The following is a 16,770-nucleotide window of genomic DNA, read 5'->3' as shown; positions in this document are numbered from 1 at the left end:
CATATGCTTTTATCCCGGTAGCGCCACAGGTCGGGAGGCACACGCCCCGTCAGCTGTCAGCGCCCGAGCACCCGTGCCGTCTGACCGCCAATGCCGAAGTCAGTGTTGGGAATGTCCTTGATGATGACGCGCGTCGCCTCGATGGGGGCATCCAGTATCGCAGCGCCGGTGGCGGAGAGCGCAGAGATCAACGCCTGCTTTTGCGCGTCGGTGCGACCGGCAATCAGGATCGCGACAATGACCGGCAGGGATGGCGCCGCGCCGTTGGCTGCGCTCTTGCCGCCAATACCGAAGTGCGCCGCGGGCAACTCGCTGAGCAGCACGCGCACCGATTCGGCGGGCGCGCCGATCGCACGGACAGTCGCTTGCGTCATTCCGTGAATCAACGCCGCTTTCCTGGCATCGCTGTGACCCGCGGCCAAATAGACTTCGAGTGTAGGCATGAGAGAGATACCGGTTGTATGCATCGTCCGTCGGCTCACGGTCGATGCATTTTCATGGAGCAATCAAAGCAGGAAGCCGATTGCGCTGAGCGCTTCAGTCGAATCGATCAAACGGATGACCTTTTCAACGAGGCGTGGTTCGCCACTCGCAAAGCTGACCGTGTGCGAGAGGTCTGCTGCAAAGATTGTCGTGACGCCGCGCTTGTAAGCGACGATCACCTGCGCCGATTTCACTTCGACCACTTCCGAGGTAGTGCTTTCAAACGTGAAGCGCGACACGGTGCGCACGGTTCGTGCGGCATCTGAGGCCGATGCGGAATAGCCCGACGTCATCCGTTGCACGCGCTTTTCGCGCATATCCTGATCGTCATAGGCGTAGTTCAACGAGGCTGCGTAGTCGGTCGTGCTGGGATCGATCGGCACTACGTAGAAACCTGAGGTATCCCATAGATCGAGCCATGCACGGTAGTCGCGGCGGTCGAGCATCTCGGCTTCGCGCCAGATGAACTCGACGGCCCGCGCGAAGGTTTGCTGCGAGAAAGGGGTGTTGCGCTCATCCATCATGCCTGCTCCATCATTGCACGCCACTGCCTGTACGCTTCGCGCATGCCCGTCTCGTCGGTGGCATGTGCGGTCTTTTCGCCGTTCGCCGCGGTGGCCTCGCGGTTGAGCCCGCGGTTTACCAGGATCGGCACATCGGGGCCGGCGTGCGAGCCGCGCTGAACGCGTTCCCACGCTTCCGCATCGTCCGGGCTGCCAAACCCGAAGGGACCCTGGAAGTGCTCATGAATACGCAGGCGAACGCGGTTCGCTTCATCGGGTCCGCCGTCCATCGCGAGCGCGACGTGGCGGATTTCTGTTTCCTCTGCAGACAGCGGCCGCAGTACGCGGAAGAACGCCATCGACAACGCCAGATTCGGAAACAGATTCAGATTGAAGCCGACGCCCATCAGCGAGCGCACGACGCGCCGGACTTCATCGGGCGAGTGACGCTCGGCCAGCTTCGTGGCGAGATCGTTGAAGCGCTCGGGCAACGGTGCACCGTCGTCGTGGTCGAGATCGACCAGCTCCGGCACGAGCACCGCAAGGCTATGGCCATTGCCGAGCGAGCGGCAGAAGGCGTCGTCGCTTGTCATGAAGCTGGTGATCACAGCGGCTGTTTCGTCGTCGATCGATTTCATCCACGACTTGTGAACGACCGGGAAGTGATAGAGATCAGTGGTGTTTTCCAGCTGGATTTTCCAGTTGCCCTTGAATCTGAACTTATGCTCGCCGTTCGCCTTGATCGGATAGCCGGCGCCCTGCTTCATGAACAGATCGATCCACGGCTTGGCGCCGCCGAGAAAGTCTTCCAGCGGCTCGATCTCTTCGTTGAAGCTCGCGAAGATCAGGCCTTGATAGATGCCCACGCGCAGCGATTTCAGCGGAAGTTCGTTTTTCTCGCAGACGCCTTCGTAGCCGTCGCCATAGGGTAGAGCGCGCAACGTGCCGTCAAGCGCGTACGACCAGCTGTGATAGGGGCACGTAAAGCCTTTTGCGTTGCCCTTGTGTTCCTCGCAGACGGTGGCGCCGCGATGGCGGCAGCGGTTTTGCAACACGTTCACCGCGCCGCTCTTGTCGCGTACCACGATGACGGGCTGACGCCCAATCGTCGTGGTGCGGAAATCGCCGGGGTTCGGCAGCTCGCTTGCGTGCGCGACCCAGATCCACGTCTTGTAGAAAATGCGCTCGAGTTCCGCTTCGAAGAGCGCCGGGTCGTAGTACATGGACGGTGCAATGCGGTCGGGCTGTACGCGACGATGCAGGGCGTCGGTGTTGATGGTTTGATAGTGGGTGTCGCTCATCAGTGTCTCTGGGTTGTCACGGTAGAGTCGCTTGGAAGTTGTGTCGGGGCCGGGGGCGCAGTGTGCTGCGCGCTAGCGTTTTCACTAGTTTCGGCGTGTAGCCAATATCGGTCAAATCGATCTAAAATGAGTCGACGAATAAGTGACGCAAATAATAGGCTGCTCCCATGACTTCGCTTGACCATATCGATCTCAACCTTCTGCGGGTGTTTCAAGCCATCGTGGAAGAGCGCAGTTTGACCAAGGCGGGGGAACGTCTCGCGCTTTCGCAGCCGGCCGTGAGCTATGCGCTTGGCCGCCTGCGCACACTATTCGATGATCAGCTATTCATCCGTACCCGCTCGGGCATGCAGCCCACGCCTATCGCGCTGGAACTCGCGACGATCGTGGGCCGTGCGCTCGACACCGTGCGCGAGGCGCTGCGCTACGCAGAGTCATTCGATCCGGCGGTGAGCACACGCACGTTTCGGCTATCGCTATCCGATGCGGGCGAAATGGCCTATCTGCCCGTCATCTGCAAGGCATTGCACGAACAGGCACCGCGTACCCGGCTCATCGTGCAGCCGATGCCCGTGGAGGAAATGGAAGATGCGCTGCGTTCCAGCAAGCTGGACTTTGCCATCGGCAATCTTCCCGAACTGATGGCGCGCACACGCCACCAGTTGCTGTTCGAAGAGGAATACGTATGTATGACGCGGCGACGCCGAGGCTTGCCGACGGGAAAGAAGCTCGATCTCGAGCATTTTCTTGGCGCGTCGCACATTCAGGTGCGTTCTCTCGAGCACAGTCACCACGCTTTGGACGACGCGCTGCGGGCGCAGGGCGTCGGTCGTAATATCGCACTCGAATTACCTCACTTCGTCGCGTTGCCGAACATCCTGATGGTGACGGATCTTTACGCGACGCTACCAAAGCGTCTCGCGCAAATCCTGAACAAAGCCAAGGCATTTCAGATCTACGATCTGCCGGTTCGCTTGCCGGCGGCCTCGGTGACAATGCATTGGCACGAGCACTTTCACGACGAGGACGGCATTGTGTGGATGAGAAACCTGCTGATCGAGTCGGTGCGCAAATTCGACCAGTTATAAAGGAACGAGGCCCTGCGCTACGTCGAGGCGCGCGTCTCGTGCGTGAAGCGCAGCGTGACGACGGTCACGAGCCCGAGCAGCATGAGAAAAAGCGAAACGGGCCAATACGCGTGGTAGTGCGAAAGCAGCGCAACGGCAATCAGCGGAGACATGCCGCCCGCGAAAATCGATGCCACCTCGTGCCCAAGTGCAACGCCGGAATAACGCACCTCGGTGCTGAATAGCTCGCCAACGAGCGCAGGCAGGGTGCCGATCATCGCGCCGTGGCAGACCGCCGTGCCTAGCACGAGTGCCAGGTAGATCAGAGGCGTGGAATGCGTGTTCAGCAGCCAGAAAAACGGGAATGCCATGACCATGAGCGATACGGCACCGATCAGGTAGACGGGCTTGCGTCCCAGCTTGTCCGAGAGCTTGCCCCATAGCAGCATGGCGCCCATTTCGACCACCATGGCCAGCATGACGGCGGTGAGCATGGTCGAGCTGGCGATGCCGGCGAACTTGCCGTAGACCAGTGAGAACGCGAGAAAAATATACGCACCGCCATTTTCCGCTACGCGCAGACCCATCGCGATCAGGATTTCCTTAGGATGCCGTTTGATTGCTTCCAGTACCGGCATATGCGATGTCTTGCCTGCGTGCTCCGCGTTTTCGAACTCGCGGCTTTCCGGCAGGTTGTAGCGGATATAGACGCCGAGCGCAAAGATCAGGACGCTCGCGAGGAACGGCAGGCGCCAACCCCAGGCGAGGAACTGCGCGTGGGGTAGCGCCTGCGCAGCGAGAAAGGCGCCTGAAGACAGAACGAAACCGCCGCCCACGCCCAGTTGACTCCACGCGGCGTAGTAGCCGCGTTTTTTCGGCGGCGCATTCTCGCTGATCATCAGCACGCCGCCGCCCCATTCGCCACCGGATGCCACGCCTTGCAGCAGGCGTAGTGCGACGAGCGCGGCCGGCGACCACAGTCCGGCCTGGGCATAAGTCGGCAATAGCCCGATCCCGAAGGTCGCGACACCCATGATCAACAAAGTCCACACCAGCGACGCCTTGCGGCCGTGGCGGTCGCCGATGTGGCCGAACACGATGCCACCGAGCGGTCTTGCGACGAAGCCGATGGCGAATGCAGCGAATGCGCCTAGCGTACCGATAAGCGGGTCGGCATTGGCGGGAAAGAATAGTTGCCCGAAGACAAGCGCCGCAGCGGTTCCGTAGACGAAGAAGTCGTACCACTCCATCGCATTGCCTGCGACGGAGGCGACGACGATCCGGGTAAGGGCCGTACTATTGGACGCCGCAGTTGCGATTGACGGGGTGGATGGTTGCACGGATGCCATGTTTGCTCGGGAGGAAAGAGTCGGGCGTTGCGACCTCATCGGGAGGGCTCCGCATGGCAAACAGTTTCAACGCGCCATTTCGGTGCGTCAAATTCGCCGAAAATGGAGCCGGGTATCAGTGCAGCAAATGAGTGGCGCGGCAAACGAGTTCTTGAAGTGGGTTTTAAAAGCCGGCCTGATGAAACATTCCGTAGATCGCTTCGCGCAACCACGCGATGCCCGGGTCGGCCGAGAACTGCGCATGCGAGTGCACCTGAATCTCGATGGGCGGGAGCGCGAAAGGCAAGGGCAGAATCCGGAACGCCCCGTTCTGATTGAAGCGCTGGGCGATGCTCCGCGGGAAAATCACCGCGAGATCGGTGTGCCTGACGATTTCGGGCGCCACGACGAAATGCGGCAAGCGCAACACGACATCGCGCTTGAGATTCAAATCCTCCAGCCATTGCTCCACCATTCGGTGGCCAGTCGCGTTGGTGCTGGCATACACGTAACGCAGACCCGCGAGGTCTTCTTTGGTGGGCGCCGGCGTTTGCAAAGGATGGCCGGCTCGCACGACGCAAACGTGCTCGTCGACGAATAGCGTCTTGCTGACGCAGCCGGGATCGAGTCCCGGCACATAACCCAGCGCAAGATCGACCTTGCCGCTACGCATGGCAGCGGTCACCGATTCGACCGGAAAATTGGTGACTTCGATCCGGATGCCGCGCGCCGTGTGCTCGAGCATGGCGAGGATCGGCGGCAGGAAATAGAACTCCGACATATCGGACATCGATACGCGAAAAACCCGTTCAGCCGTTGCCGGGTCGAATTTCGTGAGCTGCTGCACCGCGACGTTGATGATCCCGAATGCCTGGGCGAGTGGCGGATACAGGTGGGCGGCCGCGTCGGTGGGGGCCATGCCAGTAGGCGTGCGGACAAATAGCGGATCGTCGAACAGCGTGCGGAGTCTGCGCAGTGCATGGCTGACGGCCGGTTGCGTCAGGCCCAGGCGGTCTCCCGCAGCAGTCAGACTGCGCAGATCCCAGATGGCCATGAACACGCGCAGCAGATTCAGATCGGTATCGCCCGGGTTTGATTTGGTCATGACCTTCGATCGCTTGGCTCCTCGCGCAGATTACCGTAAATGCTGCGCATCGGGTAATGCGGGGTGCTCCCGCTATACGTCGGAAAGCGATCGAAGTCGCGCTTCATACGGGCGCGGACCGGAGAGGCCAGGGCGGCCGACAGGGCGAGCGGATCGTCGAATACCACCTTGTTGCGCTGCATTGCCGTGGCGCGCGGCAAGGCGAGGCCGCTGCGGTAGTCGACCCGCGTGTAGATCTCCAGCTCGCGGATGCCCGGAAGCTCGGCCATGAGCGGCGGATGGTGAATGAAGTAGTGCGTGAGCCAGGCATTGAAATCGTCAGCTTCGCCTTCGTAGCTGACGAGATACGTGCATCGTTCGGCGGATTGTTGTGGTGCGCCCGCACCTGCAGGCGTAGCGAATGTCCGCACAGCCATGACCTGCTGCGCGAAGAGGCTCTGATGTGAAGACGTACCCAAAATGTCGAGGGCGGCCTGGATGCCGCCGTCGCTTTCAAGCGCAGTCTCCAGCGCGCCAAGGTCGTCGAAATACCACTGCAGGACGCAGTGCGGATGTTTCGAAGGCGCGCTCAGCAAGGGATCGCCACGCGCGGGTTCCACTGGACGATGGATCACAAGACGCCGCAGACCATCTATCGCGTGCGTTGCGCCATGCAGGGACGCAGCGTCGATCGTGGGCGCCCCGTCGGGCATATCCCCGACGGTGCCGATCAGAAAGAGGCAGACGTCCATGCTTACCTCGCCGTGCCGGCGCTGCCCGAAGGCGTCGCAATGCCAGGCCGCTCGAGGCGGTGGAACTGCCGTCCGAAATAGATTAAACCGTCGCCGTCCTCACGCATCGAAGTGTGATCGATGCGCACGAACAGGACCGAGTGCGAACCTACCGCCTTGCTGTCGACAATCCGCCCTTCGAGTCTCGCGATGGCATCCGCCAGCACCGGCACGGCAGAGGAGCCGGCGGTCCATCCGCAATGTTCGAAACGCTCGTCCATCGAACAGCCTGTCATGCCGGCAAACGTGCGCGCTAGCTCCTGGCACTCCGCGGCCAGCACATTGATGCAGACACTGCGGTTTTGCCGCAGCAGGTCGTGCACGTAGCTGGTCTGGTTGATGCACACCAGCATGGTGGGCGGTGTGTCCGTCACCGAGCAGACTGCGCTGGCGGTGATGCCGCAGCGTCCATGTGGGCCGTCCGTCGTGATGATGTTGACCGCTGCCGGCAGATATGCCATTGCATCGCGGAACTGGCGCCGGGTGTCGTCGCTCGTCATGGTGTTGTCCTCGGTCATAAGGGGCTCCGCATCACGGATAGGGCGTGACGGGCGGAATGCCGACGAACAGCGCACCCGATGCATCGTAGGTGCCCTCGCCAAGAAACGCGTGTTGTGTCACCACGATCGAATCGCGCACCAGCCGCTGCAGACGATTCTCGCGGTAGATCGCCGCAATGCCGGCCATTTGATACGCCTGCATCACGACCTGTGCACCGACCTGCGCCGCATGTGTTGCGCTGAGCCGCAGAAGGTTCGCCTGAGCCGGCATCACGGGGTCGCCCGCCAGAATCGTCTGCCACGCGGCTTCCGCGGATTCGAAAAAGAAGGCCCGTGCGCTGCGCCAGTTGGCTTCTGCCTTCGCGAGACCTGAGCGGTAATAGGCGCGGTCCGCCAGACGCGGTGCGCCCGTGGTGGTCTGCGTGACGCCGGACATCTGCGCAAGCAGATCGAGCGCGGCGCGCGCCAGCCCGATGTTGACCGCGGCATGCACCTGGGCCTGATATGCGATGGCGGGGTATCGATAAAGCGGCTCGTCGATGAGCGCCGCGCCGCCGCGCACGAAGGTCCACTGGGCGTCGACGAACTTGTTCTGCAGACGCAGATCGTGGCTGCCGGTGCCTTGCATCCCGACCACGTTCCAGTTTTCGACGATCTCGACCTCGCTTGCCGGAAAGACGGCTGTGAACGGTTTCCCGGCGCCTGCTTCGCCCGTGTTGGCTGGGACGCCGCCGATGCCCACTCCGATCCAGTCCGCGCCCTTGCACCCGCTGGCGAAACGCCATTGCCCGCTGACCAGGTAGCCGTGCGGAGCCTGTGCGGCCTTCTGAAGCGGATAGAGACCACCGGCAAACACCTGATCCGGACCACCCGCGTAGATGTGCGCCTGAGTCTCGAGCGGCAGCGCCGCGAGATAGGTATTCGCGGAACCGAACGCCGCCACCCACGCAGTCGAGCCATCGGCAATGGCGATACGTTCTAGTGTTTCCAGAAAACGCGGGGGCGGCAGTGCATCGCCGCCGAAGCGCTGCGGCGTGCTGGCGCGGAAAATACCCGCGCGTTTCATCTTTGCGACCATGTCACGCGGAACGTGGGACAACCGGTCGAATTCGTCCCGGCGACGCTCGATTTCCTCGATCAGGATATCCAGGCTGATCGGGCCTGAGTAATCCGGATAGTCAGTGGCTGAACTGCCGGGCTGGGCGTTGTAGACATAAGTCGACGCGCCTGAGCTTTGGAGGGTTTGCATGCTCGATACCTTGAATGTATTGATGAAACGAATGGAGTCGCGGACTACCGCCGCTGTGGTGTCATTGAGCGTCCTGTCTCGCCTGCAGCCGGAGCGCCTTGGGGAAAGTCTCGGGCGCGAGACAGGTGGCGAACACGGTAATCAGCCCAAGCACGCCGAGATAGAGGGCGACGGGCTTCGCACTGTGGTAATGCGCGAGCAGGGCAGTCGCGATCATGGGCGAGAGGCCGGCACCCAGCACCGATGAAATCTCCCGTCCAATACCGAGTCCCGAGAAGCGCAGATGGACCGGCAGCAATTCGCTGATGAAGGCGGGTTGCGCGCCTTCGAGTATGCCGAGCGTGATGCTGTTGGCGAGAATAAGAGCGGCCATGACCTTGGCGAACTCGCCGGAGCTCAGCAACACGAAGTAGGGGTAAGCGACCAGAACAATTGCAATGGCGCCGACCAGGTAGACGGGCTTGCGGCCCACCTTGTCGGTAAGGTGTCCTGTGAACAGCGAGACCGGAATCATCAGCAGCATGGAGACCGTCAGGCCGCCGAGGAGCCACGACGATTTCAGGCCGATGAACTGACCGTAGGCGATCGAAAAGGCGAAGAAGATATACGATGCCGCGCCCTCGCCGAAGCGCAGGCCGAAGACCGTCAGCACCTGGCGGGGGCAACGGCGCAGCACTTCCGCAATTGGCAGACGGCTCTCTTTACCCGTGGCCCGGACTTCGGCAAACTCGGCGCTTTCCTCCACGGAGCGGCGCATCCACAGGCCGAGCACCACGAGCAGCGCACTGCAAAGAAACGGTAAGCGCCAGCCCCAGCTCTGGAAATCATCGGGCGACAAGCGCTTGACGAGGAGGAACGCGAGCGTCGACAGGACGAAACCAAACGCTGCGCCGCCAGGGCTCCAGGCTGCGAGTGCACCGCGCTTCGACGCGGGGGCGCTCTCGTGAATCAGCAGGATGCTGCCGCTCCATTCGCCGCCCGCCGCAAGCCCTTGAAGGATGCGAAGCAGCACGAGCAATACCGGAGCCGCCAGGCCGACTTGCTGGTAGGTGGGCAGCAAACCCATGCAGACGGTCGCGGTTCCCATGGTCAGCAGGGTTAGCATCATGACCGTCTTGCGGCCGTAGCGGTCGCCAATGTGCCCGCACAGCACACCGCCGATCGGACGCGCGATAAAGCCCACCGTAAAGCCGCCGAATGCGGCAATCGTGCCTGTCAACGGATCGTTTCCGACCGGGAAAAACAGGTGGCCAAACACCAGCGCAGCGGCCGTGCCGTACAGAAAAAAGTCATACCACTCGAGCACCTGTCCAAGCACGGCAGTCGTCACGGCGCGACGCACCGTGCTGATGGGGCGGGCGGGAGTTGGGGGAGCAAGCGTCACTGTCGCGTCGGAGTTCATGGTATTGGGCACACACGAAGTTGGAGTTCCTGCTCGCCGGAGACCGGGGACAGCAGGCAGAAGAGGCACTCGGGAAACATGGCCGAACGATAGGCGCGGCGAAAAGGCCGGTCAAATTCGGGACAAAAATGAACGCTATGAGCCGGCTTCATGTCGGGCGCGCTGCACTTGCCGAATTTCTCCCGAATAAGTCACGCTTATTTGTCAGGCTGTTTTTGGCTGATTTGCTGCCGGGAATATGCCAACTTAGATTTCGGTTCACGGGGTGGGTCTTCGCCATGTCGAAGTGCCGCCCCGTTGCGCGTGCTGGGTGAACGCCAAATCTTCTGCCCAATCAGATTAGTTCGTCATGCAAACGAAAGCTGGATAAATCATATAAGGAAACATTGTGAAGAAGCTGCTCCTCGCTTTGGCTGGACTCTCGTTCTCTAGTGCTGGGGCCTGGGCCCAAAGCAGCGTGACGATTTACGGCATCATCGACGACGGTCTGACGTGGTCGAGTAACCAGGGCGGCAAGAGCGCCTTGCAGATGCAGAGCAGCATTTCGCAGGGCAATCGCTGGGGTTTCAAGGGCGCCGAAGACCTCGGAGGCGGTACGAAGGCGATCTTCAGGCTCGAAAACGGCTTTAACGTCAATACCGGCGCGTTCAGCCAGGGCGGCCGGGAGTTTGGACGACTGGCTTATGTCGGCCTGACCAACGACACATACGGCACGTTGACGTTAGGACGGCAGGGCGAAGAAATCGGCGACTATATCGGCGCGCTATCGGCAAACGGTCTCTTGCCGGGTGGCATTCTGTTTCCGCACCCCGGGGACCTGGATAATAACGGCATCGACTTTCACCTCAACAATGCCGTCAAGTACGTCTCTCCAACCATTGCTGGCTTAACCGGCGTGGCGACCTATAGCTTCGGCGGCGTCGCGGGCGATGTCGCGCAGAACAGCGCGAAGTCCTTTGCGCTGCAGTATGTGAACGGCAGTCTGCAACTGGTGGGCGCCTATACCTCGATCGATCATCCGGCCACCGCCGTGACGGAAGGGGTATGGACGGCCACCAATACCGTCGACGGCAACTATGGACTCGCTGCCAGCAGCTACAAGGTGTTCGGGTTTGCCGCCGCGTACACGTTCGGTGCGGCGAAGTTGAGCGCCGACTGGACGCACACGCAGTTCGGTGGTCTCGACCCGACGGTGGGGGCGAAGATCGACGGACACGTGACGTTCAATATCGGCGAAGTGGTTGCCAGCTACATGGTGACGCCGACGTTGCAACTGGGCGCTGCGTACAGCTATACGATAGGGAATGTCTCCGCGACCGGGCAGGAACCGAAGTATCAGGAGTTCGATGCGAGCGCGGACTATTTTCTCTCCAAGTCCACCGATGTCTACCTGTCCGGAACCTACATGCATGCTGGAGGCGGAGCGGTTGCCGATCTCGCGCCCGTGCTCGAACCGTCCAGCTCGCCGAATCAGGTGGCGCTGCGGATCGGGATCCGCAAGCGCTTCTAGTTCCATGGCACTCAGCAGTCGCGGCTGGGGTTTACCAGCCTCGTGACAACATCAGACTTCGTCTCGCCGAAGGGTCAGGAGGCCGAGCAGGATCTCATCGCGATGCGCGGCAAGTTCATGCGCGGATCGCGATTGAGTCTGTTATTAATGCGTTATGGATAACGATGCCCTATAGGCGACGGGACGGTATAAATCATCACAAGGCGCGCGGATTAAAGCTCTCCGAGGCTCAAAAACGTCGCACCTATTCTTGCCGCTGAAGTTTTGATGGCCAACTGCCGATAATGTGTTGAGGCAGCATTGGAGGTCAATTCATGAACTTCACCGGAAATCCGGTCCACAGCAAGTTGCGCGAGCGCAGGCTGTCGGCTGGCGCTACGGCGTCTTACCTCAATACCCGGCCCGAACCGCAGACCGGATCCGGGCGTATCCATTGCTCCGTTGAATTGCTGCACCCTGGCAGGGTGCCACGAATAGCGGGGCCTCGGTGAACTGGGCCGGTAGCACGGCTCGGCAGTGGCTTTCCCGGCACGGCACTGCGCTGCGGACTGTGCTGGTGAGCGTCATCGCCATCGGCTGTGTGGCGGCGGCAGCCTTCCAGATCTTCGCTTCCAGCGAACGGGCCGATGCCCGCATGGCCGCGGTCATCCAGGTCAAACAGGATCTTGACGTGCTGCAGGCGTTGCATGTCGACGCGAACACTGATTTTCTGAAGGGCCTCGGCACGAGCCGCTGGGCTTCCTACGCGTGGCCCATAGCACGGGTGGGTGAAGCGACGCGTTGCTACGACGACCTCGCGAAGCTCCTTGCGGGAACGCCTGACGCGCTCGCGACGGTCGCCAGGATGCGCGAGGCCAGCGCCCAGTGGGCGCAGCAACTGGACGAACTGACCGCTGGTGCGGTGAGCGTGCACGGCACGGCGGTCAACAGTTCGACCCTGCTTGCAGCAAACGAAACATTCAGCGTGATCGCCGTGGCGGTCGCACGACTGCGCGCACAGGAAGATGCACGCGCGCGGGCAGATGCCAGCTACGCCGTGCAGCGGCTTGCCATTGAGCGGACTGCCCTTGCCATCACTGCCGTACTGGCAAGCGGCCTGCTCGCTTACGGATTTACCGCCAATTACCGGATCTCACTTGCCCGCTCGCGCGCAAAGATCGTTGCGGACGAAGCGGAAAAGCGCTTTCGGGAATACTTCGAGAAACACCCGGTGGCAATGCTGATCTTCGAGGTCCAGTCACTCACCATTCTCGCGGCAAACGGGGCCGCGCAGCGTCAATATGCGTATGGTGCGGACGGTTTGAGCGGCATGCGCATCACCGCGCTTTTTCCGGCCGCTCAGCGCGTCTCGTTCGAGGAAAAAATAGAGCGATTCCACCGCGGGGCGGAGGGCAGCGAGGCCAGTGACACCTGCCTGCATATGCGACGCGACCTGAGCGTGATCACCGTGCAGATGTCCTATCATTTCCTGCAGTACGGTGGTCACGACGCCTGTTTCATCACAGCCATCGATGTGACCGAACGCGAGCAGGCCAAGCAGGAAATCCAGCAGGCCAAGCAGATGCTGGAGACGGTCATCAACAGCGTGCCGAACCGTATCTGCTGGAAAGACCGCGATCTGCGATATGTCGGCTGTAACCGGCCGTTTGCTGCCGACGCCGGCTTCACCGAGGTCGAACAGGTCGCTGGTCTGGGTGATTTCGACATGCCGTGGAAGGAGTCATCAGCACAGCTCATCAATCTCGACGCCCAGGTCATGCGAACGCGTGAGCCTCTGGTGTCGCAGGAAGAAAGCCTGCGAATGCAGGACGGCAGCCTGCACTGGCTGTGCATAACAAAAGTGCCATTGTCCGACGCGCAGGGAAACGTGACAGGAGTGCTGACGTGCTACGAGGACACCACCTCGCAGAAAAGGGCCGAACTCGCGTTGCGTTTGCGAAGCCGCGCGCTGGACGCGAGCGTCAACGCCGTGCTTATTACGCGTGTGACCGCCACGGGCGGTGCGGTTATCGAATACGCCAATCCTGCTTTCGGGCGGATTACCGGTTATGCGCCGGAAGACGTTCTTGGGCGCGATGGCGCATTCCTGCTGGCACGTGATCGTTCGCGGCCTGGCTTTGATCAACTGGGTCACGAACTGGCCGCGCAGCGGGAAGTCAGCACCTTGCTGCACAGCACCCGGGCCGACGGCTCCCTGTTCTGGAATCAGCTCTACATCGCGCCGGTGCGCGATGAGAGCGGTGCGATTACCCACCACATCAGCGTGCTGAACGACGTTACCGAACTGGTTGAATCGAGAGATCGGTTGCATATGCAGGCGCGCAGCGATGCACTGACGTCACTGCCCAATCGTGCCGTGTTGCGCGAGTGGATCGAACGCGCTGTCCGGCATGCACAGCCGGGCGAGGTGACTTTCGCAATCCTGTTCATGGATATCGATCATTTCAAGGACGTCAATGACACGCTCGGCCACAGAGCCGGTGACGGTCTGCTGCAGCATGTCGCGAGAGAACTGCGAACCTGTGTTGGGCCTGATGATCTGGTGGTGCGTTACGGCGGGGATGAATTTGTCCTTACTGTTGCCAAGCCGGAAACAGATGATCGTCTGAAAGGCGTGCTGTCATTGATACACACGTGCCTGAAAGAACCGGTTTCGCTCGAAAATGTCCTCGTGCACGTGCAGATGAGTCTCGGCATCGCCTGCTTTCCCGATGATGGGCACGACGTCGAAACCCTCCTCAGGCACGCCGACCTCGCCATGTACCGCGCAAAGGCGTCGGGGCCCAATGCCATCCAGCGCTTCGACCTGAGTTTTGCGCAGGCAGCGCAGGTGCGCACGACATTGTCGCGACGCATGCGCATTGCACTCGAAAGCGGTGGATTCAAGCTCGTCTACCAGCCGCAGGTCGACATACAGTTGAACCGCATTACTGGCGTCGAGGCGCTGATCAGATGGCACGATGCCGAGTTGGGGCACGTCAATCCCGCCTCCTTCATCCCCGTTGCAGAGGAAAACGGGCTGATTGGTCCGATCGGCCAATGGGTGCTCGAGCAAGCCTGTGTGCAAGCCAGAGCGTGGCAGCAGGTGATGCCTGGACTGCGCATGTCAGTCAACGTTTCTCCACTCCAGTTCGTGCGGGGTGACTTCCTGCAGGTCGTCCAGCGTGCCCTTGCGGGAGCGGGGTTGCCGTCCCGGTTACTGGAACTGGAGATCACCGAAAGTGTGCTGGTGGCGCCCGGCGCGACGGAGGTTCTGAAGGACTTGCGCGAACTGGGCGTGGGCATCGCGATTGACGATTTTGGTGCGGGCTATTCGAGCCTTTCCTACCTGCGGACATTTCACGCCGACCGCCTCAAGATCGATATGTCGTTTGTACGGGGCATCAGTCTCAACCGTGAAGACGAGGCGATTATTACTGCCATTCTCGCAATGGGCCGCAGCCTTGGGCTGTCTGTCGTTGCAGAAGGCGTGGAGACTGCGACGCAATTGTCCTTCCTCGTAGACCTCGGGTGTGATTTCGTGCAGGGCTATTACTTCGCGAAACCCATGCCGGCACGCCATGCGATGACATATATGGCCGGATTCAAAACTCCCTTGAATGATTCTGCAAAACCGGCCGCTGAAGTCGGCCAAGAGCCGGTTGTGGGTTTCGACGTCAATCGGAGTGGTGCACGACGATCGTAAGGAGCAGGGTCTAGTGGACCGATGCACTACACGCCGCTGGCCGCCTCAAATCGTCTATATTGACTTCTTGAGACGTAACCTCTCATGCTGATGCATCTACTGTTGCCTGCATAACAGCAGGCAGAAAAACGGGGGCGTTATGAGTGAGCTGACAGGGAAGGGCGCGATCGTAACCGGTGGCGGACGCGGTATCGGGCTGGCATGCGCACGGTTGATTGCGCAGCGCGGCGGATCCGTAGCACTGCTGGGCGAGGACCGCGAAGTGCTGGAACAGGCAGCCCTGACGTTACGTGCCGAAGGACACAATGTCATCGCGATCGCCGCCGATGTTTGCATCGAGGACCAGGTTGCCGCCGCGATGGAGCAGTCCGCCGCATTTCTGGGTTCGATCGACATACTGGTCAACAATGCGGCAATTCAGCCCTATGGCACTGTTGCGTCCATGGGCTCCGCCGAGTGGGACCGCGTTATCGGTGTCAATCTGCGAGGTACGTATCTGGCATGTCATCACGCATTGCCGCACATGCTCAAACTGCAACGCGGTTCGATCATCAACATCGCCTCAGTTCAGGCCCTTGCTAACCAGGCCCGGGTTGCCGCCTATGCGACGTCGAAGGGTGGCATGCTTGCTTTGACGCGCTCTCTCGCAGTCGATTTTGGTCCTGCCGGCATACGCGCAAATGCAGTCTGTCCGGGCTGCATCGATGCGCCGATGACACGCTTTTCGGCCGCTGAAACCGCTCCTGGGCGAGAGGAAGAAATCCTTCGGGAGTGGGGTAAAGCACAGCCGCTCGGCCGTATTGGGCGCCCGGAAGAAGTCGCCGAGGTCGTCGCGTTTCTGGCCAGCGATCGCGCAAGTTTTTGCACAGGCGCGGAGTTCAGGGTTGACGGGGGGCTGATGGCGAGCCTCGGCGTAGCACTGCCGGAGTGACGGAAACCACGACTGACATCCTGGGCCGGTTCGATAGGTGCCCTATACTCCGCACGCGTCCGGCCAGATGCCGCCAGGTTGAGACTGGCGTCAGTCGATACGTTTAGCCGACATCCACCCGTTTGCGGTGTTTGCCGCTGCAATCTGCTTCGCGATCGAATCGCCCAGCTTTTTCGCGTCACCACTCACGCCGTCCTGCTTCACCTCGGACACGCCATGCAACGCCGTGCCTGTCGCTGCAGCCGTTGCAATATGACCAGCCGCTGCACCGACCCCCGCTGTTTCCGCGATGCCCGGCATATGGCCGCTGTCGGCGTTTGCGGAAAAGCTTTGCAGTGCGATCGGTGTGCCTGCGGCGGGCTTATACAGGATCTGCACCGACGCACTCACTTCGCTTTTGCCAGCCCCAAGACCAATCAGGATGCGACGGCGACGCTTGCCTTCGTCGATCGTCTGGAAGCTGCCTTCGACGACCAGCGCGTTCTGGTTCGCCGGTGCGGGGCCATCCACGCGCACCGCGTGCAGGCCCATCGATTGCAGCTCGCGGACGATTTCGTTAGCGACCTGTTCGCGCGTATCGATCGCGGTCTGAACCTGCTTTTGCGCAGACGATTCGCCGCTCATCGCCGACCCAATTTTTTGTGCGATGCCGCTGTCCATTTTCACCTGCTCGGGCGTGGCGTTAAACGAATACACATAGATGACGTCAGCACGAACGTGCGGCGCAGCGCTGGTTTGCGTTGTGCCGTTGATGCCCGAGGCGCAGCCCGTCAAGAGTAGCGATCCTGCCACGAGTGCCATGCCTGCCAAACGTTTTGCATTGCGAACGAGGGATTTGAATGAGGTTTGCATGTCGATCCTGTCATCGGCACCGTGGCGCCGGAAAATGTCGGGGGGAGGTGTGCCGCAGCACGCAGACGTGAGTATGGGAGGAAG

At 61.0% G+C, this 16,770-nt stretch carries 14 protein-coding genes; 4 read left to right on the top strand and 10 right to left on the bottom strand.

The window, feature by feature from the left end; genetic code table 11:
* Positions 1–56: 56 nt before the first annotated feature.
* From P3T17_RS06890 to P3T17_RS06880, 3 genes are all read right to left on the bottom strand, one after another.
* The gene (locus tag P3T17_RS06890; protein WP_429405654.1) at positions 57–443 is read right to left on the bottom strand and encodes a tautomerase family protein; all 387 of its coding nucleotides are present in this window, start codon (positions 441–443) and stop codon (positions 57–59) included.
* Positions 444–506: 63 nt separating this feature from the next.
* Positions 507–1,007: an aromatic-ring-hydroxylating dioxygenase subunit beta gene (locus P3T17_RS06885; RefSeq protein ID WP_429405653.1), complete on the bottom strand. Its 501-nt coding sequence runs from the start codon at positions 1,005–1,007 to the stop codon at positions 507–509.
* The gene (locus tag P3T17_RS06880; RefSeq protein WP_074266519.1) at positions 1,004–2,287 is read right to left on the bottom strand and encodes an aromatic ring-hydroxylating oxygenase subunit alpha; all 1,284 of its coding nucleotides are present in this window, start codon (positions 2,285–2,287) and stop codon (positions 1,004–1,006) included. The genes P3T17_RS06885 and P3T17_RS06880 overlap by 4 nt, the downstream gene beginning before the upstream one ends.
* A gap of 167 nt (positions 2,288–2,454) precedes the next feature.
* Between P3T17_RS06880 and P3T17_RS06875 the strand changes: the two genes are divergently transcribed.
* Positions 2,455–3,375: a LysR family transcriptional regulator gene (locus P3T17_RS06875; RefSeq protein WP_074266518.1), complete on the top strand. Its 921-nt coding sequence runs from the start codon at positions 2,455–2,457 to the stop codon at positions 3,373–3,375.
* A gap of 17 nt (positions 3,376–3,392) precedes the next feature.
* Here P3T17_RS06875 and P3T17_RS06870 read toward each other — a convergent pair whose 3' ends face one another.
* The 6 genes from P3T17_RS06870 to P3T17_RS06845 form a co-directional block, all read right to left on the bottom strand.
* On the bottom strand, positions 3,393–4,703 hold the full coding sequence (locus P3T17_RS06870) for an MFS transporter (protein WP_429405651.1): 1,311 nt from the start codon (positions 4,701–4,703) through the stop codon (positions 3,393–3,395).
* Positions 4,704–4,866: 163 nt separating this feature from the next.
* Complete coding sequence (locus tag P3T17_RS06865) at positions 4,867–5,787, bottom strand: LysR family transcriptional regulator (RefSeq protein WP_429289220.1); 921 nt, start codon at positions 5,785–5,787, stop codon at positions 4,867–4,869.
* Complete coding sequence (locus P3T17_RS06860) at positions 5,784–6,518, bottom strand: ethyl tert-butyl ether degradation protein EthD (protein WP_429405649.1); 735 nt, start codon at positions 6,516–6,518, stop codon at positions 5,784–5,786. Before P3T17_RS06860 ends, P3T17_RS06865 begins: the two co-directional genes overlap by 4 nt.
* Before the next feature lie 2 nt (positions 6,519–6,520).
* Positions 6,521–7,057: a 4-hydroxyphenylacetate 3-monooxygenase, reductase component gene (hpaC, locus tag P3T17_RS06855; RefSeq protein ID WP_429406442.1), complete on the bottom strand. Its 537-nt coding sequence runs from the start codon at positions 7,055–7,057 to the stop codon at positions 6,521–6,523.
* Between the two features lie 31 nt (positions 7,058–7,088).
* Positions 7,089–8,306 (bottom strand): acyl-CoA dehydrogenase family protein, encoded by a 1,218-nt coding sequence (locus P3T17_RS06850; protein ID WP_429405647.1) that lies wholly within the window; start codon positions 8,304–8,306, stop codon positions 7,089–7,091.
* A 61-nt stretch (positions 8,307–8,367) separates the two neighbouring features.
* Positions 8,368–9,708: an MFS transporter gene (locus tag P3T17_RS06845; RefSeq protein WP_429405645.1), complete on the bottom strand. Its 1,341-nt coding sequence runs from the start codon at positions 9,706–9,708 to the stop codon at positions 8,368–8,370.
* A gap of 388 nt (positions 9,709–10,096) precedes the next feature.
* Here P3T17_RS06845 and P3T17_RS06840 point away from each other — a divergent pair, with 388 nt between their 5' ends.
* From P3T17_RS06840 to P3T17_RS06830, 3 genes are all read left to right on the top strand, one after another.
* Positions 10,097–11,218: a porin gene (locus P3T17_RS06840; RefSeq protein WP_074266512.1), complete on the top strand. Its 1,122-nt coding sequence runs from the start codon at positions 10,097–10,099 to the stop codon at positions 11,216–11,218.
* Between the two features lie 634 nt (positions 11,219–11,852).
* A complete protein-coding gene (locus tag P3T17_RS06835; RefSeq protein WP_429406440.1) occupies positions 11,853–14,903 on the top strand; it encodes a sensor domain-containing protein in 3,051 nt (1,016 codons plus the stop codon).
* A gap of 139 nt (positions 14,904–15,042) precedes the next feature.
* The gene (locus P3T17_RS06830; RefSeq protein WP_429405643.1) at positions 15,043–15,834 is read left to right on the top strand and encodes an SDR family NAD(P)-dependent oxidoreductase; all 792 of its coding nucleotides are present in this window, start codon (positions 15,043–15,045) and stop codon (positions 15,832–15,834) included.
* A 90-nt stretch (positions 15,835–15,924) separates the two neighbouring features.
* Here P3T17_RS06830 and P3T17_RS06825 read toward each other — a convergent pair whose 3' ends face one another.
* Positions 15,925–16,686, bottom strand: a complete 762-nt coding sequence (locus P3T17_RS06825; protein ID WP_429405641.1) for a DUF4410 domain-containing protein — start codon at positions 16,684–16,686, stop codon at positions 15,925–15,927.
* Positions 16,687–16,770 lie beyond the last annotated feature (84 nt).

The sequence above is a fragment of the Paraburkholderia sp. GAS82 genome (assembly GCF_050436285.1).
GTDB classification, from domain to species: domain Bacteria; phylum Pseudomonadota; class Gammaproteobacteria; order Burkholderiales; family Burkholderiaceae; genus Paraburkholderia; species Paraburkholderia phenazinium_B.
This window is presented reverse-complemented; position numbering and strand designations above follow the sequence as displayed.

Excerpts from the sequence above, each read along its gene's own strand:
- P3T17_RS06890 (WP_429405654.1), bottom strand. The coding sequence starts at position 443 with ATGCCTACACTCGAAGTCTATTTGGCCGCGGGTCACAGCGATGCCAGG.
- P3T17_RS06885 (WP_429405653.1), bottom strand. The coding sequence starts at position 1,007 with ATGATGGATGAGCGCAACACCCCTTTCTCGCAGCAAACCTTCGCGCGG.
- P3T17_RS06880 (WP_074266519.1), bottom strand. The coding sequence starts at position 2,287 with ATGAGCGACACCCACTATCAAACCATCAACACCGACGCCCTGCATCGT.
- P3T17_RS06875 (WP_074266518.1), top strand. The coding sequence starts at position 2,455 with ATGACTTCGCTTGACCATATCGATCTCAACCTTCTGCGGGTGTTTCAA.
- P3T17_RS06870 (WP_429405651.1), bottom strand. The coding sequence starts at position 4,703 with ATGGCATCCGTGCAACCATCCACCCCGTCAATCGCAACTGCGGCGTCC.
- P3T17_RS06865 (WP_429289220.1), bottom strand. The coding sequence starts at position 5,787 with ATGACCAAATCAAACCCGGGCGATACCGATCTGAATCTGCTGCGCGTG.
- P3T17_RS06860 (WP_429405649.1), bottom strand. The coding sequence starts at position 6,518 with ATGGACGTCTGCCTCTTTCTGATCGGCACCGTCGGGGATATGCCCGAC.
- hpaC (WP_429406442.1), bottom strand. The coding sequence starts at position 7,057 with ATGACGAGCGACGACACCCGGCGCCAGTTCCGCGATGCAATGGCATAT.
- P3T17_RS06850 (WP_429405647.1), bottom strand. The coding sequence starts at position 8,306 with ATGCAAACCCTCCAAAGCTCAGGCGCGTCGACTTATGTCTACAACGCC.
- P3T17_RS06845 (WP_429405645.1), bottom strand. The coding sequence starts at position 9,708 with ATGAACTCCGACGCGACAGTGACGCTTGCTCCCCCAACTCCCGCCCGC.
- P3T17_RS06835 (WP_429406440.1), top strand. The coding sequence starts at position 11,853 with ATGGCCGCGGTCATCCAGGTCAAACAGGATCTTGACGTGCTGCAGGCG.
- P3T17_RS06830 (WP_429405643.1), top strand. The coding sequence starts at position 15,043 with ATGAGTGAGCTGACAGGGAAGGGCGCGATCGTAACCGGTGGCGGACGC.
- P3T17_RS06825 (WP_429405641.1), bottom strand. The coding sequence starts at position 16,686 with ATGCAAACCTCATTCAAATCCCTCGTTCGCAATGCAAAACGTTTGGCA.